The 2,389-nt window shown below is 67.0% G+C and carries 3 protein-coding genes; all 3 read right to left on the bottom strand.

What is annotated here, in order from left to right; all coding sequences use genetic code 11:
* Positions 1-28: 28 nt before the first annotated feature.
* Positions 29-1,090, bottom strand: a complete 1,062-nt coding sequence (locus tag DYI42_RS23760; protein ID WP_213549589.1) for a YeeE/YedE family protein — start codon at positions 1,088-1,090, stop codon at positions 29-31.
* Positions 1,091-1,168: 78 nt separating this feature from the next.
* Complete coding sequence (locus DYI42_RS23765) at positions 1,169-1,597, bottom strand: DUF302 domain-containing protein (RefSeq protein ID WP_213549591.1); 429 nt, start codon at positions 1,595-1,597, stop codon at positions 1,169-1,171.
* Positions 1,598-1,683: 86 nt separating this feature from the next.
* Positions 1,684-2,389: FCSD flavin-binding domain-containing protein (locus tag DYI42_RS23770; protein ID WP_213549593.1), on the bottom strand; the 706-nt coding region annotated here is incomplete at its 5' end.

The following is a 2,389-nucleotide window of genomic DNA, read 5'->3' on the forward strand; positions in this document are numbered from 1 at the left end:
GGAGAATTTTAATCGAATTTTCTGGGTTTCAGGCCACGGCGGCGGCGGGCTTGCCGTTTAGCAGGCGGTGGGTGGCCATGGCGGCGAGCCACATGGCGGTTAGGGCCAGCCAGGCGGTGGAGCTGAGGGCGGAGCCGCCGGAGACGCCTGCCCCGACCGCGCAGCCCCCGGCGAGCATGGCGCCGAATCCCATGAGGGCGCCGCCGACAAGGTAACGCTCCATAGGAGCGTCGGGCTGAAAGCGCTGGAGCGCGAAGTCTCCGGCGAGGGCGGAGGCGGCAAAGGAGCCGAGGAAGACGCCGGGCACGAGACCGACGCCGAAGGAGAGCGGCAGGGCGGGGGTACCGACGAGGCCCATCAGGGTGTCGGTTGCGGGGCCGGTGAAGCTTATGGAGCTGACGGAGACGGGCTCGAAGGCGACCTGGGCCGCGTGGTAGGTGACGAACCAGCCTGCGGCGACCGCCAGGCCGACCAGCGCCGAAGCGAGAATCTGGCCCGGGCTTTTGCGGGCGGCCAGCGCGGCCCATGCGAGGGCGGCGGCGACGGCGGCAAGGGCAAGCGTGGCGCTGAGCACGGGCGTGAGACCGAGCAGCGCGCCGAGGTCGCGCGCCGGGCCGGGCGGCACCGTCCAGAGCGAGAAGAGCCAGAGCCGCGCCGGGCCGAGGATGCCCGAGAGTGAGGCTTGCGCCACGAGGGTGAGCACGAGGCCGGTGATGAGCGCGCGAAGGTTTCCGGTGGCCGAGAGCACCAGCAGGCGGGAGGCGCAGCCGCGCGCAAGGATCATGCCCGTGCCGAACATCACCCCGCCGATCACCGCGCCCGAGATGGAGCCGGGTTGAGCAAACTGCCGGGCCTCGGAAAGATCGAGCCAACCCAGCGCGATGCCGCCCTGCACCAGCGCAAGTGCGGTCGTGAACACGATGAGCCAAGTCGCGAGCTTGGGGCCGGGCCTGAGCGTGGCGACCTCGATGGTGGCCGCGCGCAGGCAGAAGGACGAGCGCTGCGCCGCCGCGCCGAAGAGCAGCCCCACCAGGAGGCCCAGAAGGGCGATGGCGGGGGCTTCGCCGAGGGTGTCGAAGAGCCAGATCATGGGACGGTGTCTCCGGTTTTCACCGGGGTATCACGCCCCCGTGCGGGGGGCGTTGATCGGGATCAAGCGAGCCGGGCGTCAGCCGCCCATGGCCTCGGCAATGATGCCTTCCAGCAGATCTTCGACGGCGTCCATCGGGCCCTCGGGATAGTCGCGGTGGCCGATCTGCACCTTGCCGTCTTTCTCGGTGACGAAGATGCCGTAGGGGCAGTGCTGGATATTCATCGGGTCGGCCTCCATCACCTGCCGCGAGACCACGGCAGAGCAGAAGAGGAAGATGTCGGCGGCATCGAAGACCTTCACATCCGAACCGACATCTTCGCCGGTGCGGTTCAGCATATCGCCTACATGGGAGGTGTAGTCGATCACCAGGCCCTGGCCGACGATGGCGCTTTCGACGGCGAAGGTCGCGTCATCGAAGCTTCCGTCGAAGTCGTGCAGCACGGGGCCTTCCGCCAGCGCGGGCGTGGCGAGGGCAAATGCGGCGGCGAGTGCGATGTGTTTCATTGGGGTCTCCTCCGTGGGTTCGCCTTTAGAGTGGAGATGGTGCGGCGGGGCGCCATGACTCAGGTCAAGCGCCCCGCCGGCTTTTGTCAGCCGAACATGTCTGTGGTGATGCCCGAGTACCAGCCGATGCTTTCCTCGTAGGTGGCCTTGCGCAGCGCTGCATCCTCGCCGGTTTGCGAGATGAAGCTGTCGGTGCTGGCGATCTTCTCGTCGGTGGGCTCGTAGGAGGCCCCCACCTTCACCCCGTCGTCGGCGGCGATGAGCGACCAGCAGGTGTTGGAGAACTTCGCCGGGAACACCCGGCTATCGGTAAGCGCGCCGCGGATAGCGTTGGCTGCCACCTTGGCCTGGCTGTTGGCCGAGAAGCCGGATTTGGGCATGTCGCCCTGTGCCGAGGCGTCACCCAGTACATGGATGTTTTCGTCCATCTTTGAGCTCATGTCGGTTGGGTTCACCGGAGCCCAATTGCCGTCGGTCAGCCCGGCGGCATCGGCGATGTGGCCGGCCTTCTGGGCGGGGATGACGTTGCAGACATCGACCTTTTCCACCGCACCATCGATACTCACCGTCATTTCGTCGGGGTTCACCTCGACGTTGGTGCCGCCGAAGTCGGGGCCGATGCGCTCGATCATGCCGGTGTAGTGTTTTTGCCAGCCCTCCTCGAAGAGCGCCTGTTTGGAGAACTTTTCCTTGGGGTCGACGATGAGGATCTTCGCTGTCGGGTTCTCGGCCTTGAGCTTGTGGGCGACCATAGAGATGCGTTCGTAGGGGCCGGGCGGGCAGCGGTAGGGG

It is taken from the genome of Vannielia litorea (assembly GCF_018424695.1).
GTDB lineage: Bacteria > Pseudomonadota > Alphaproteobacteria > Rhodobacterales > Rhodobacteraceae > Vannielia > Vannielia litorea_A.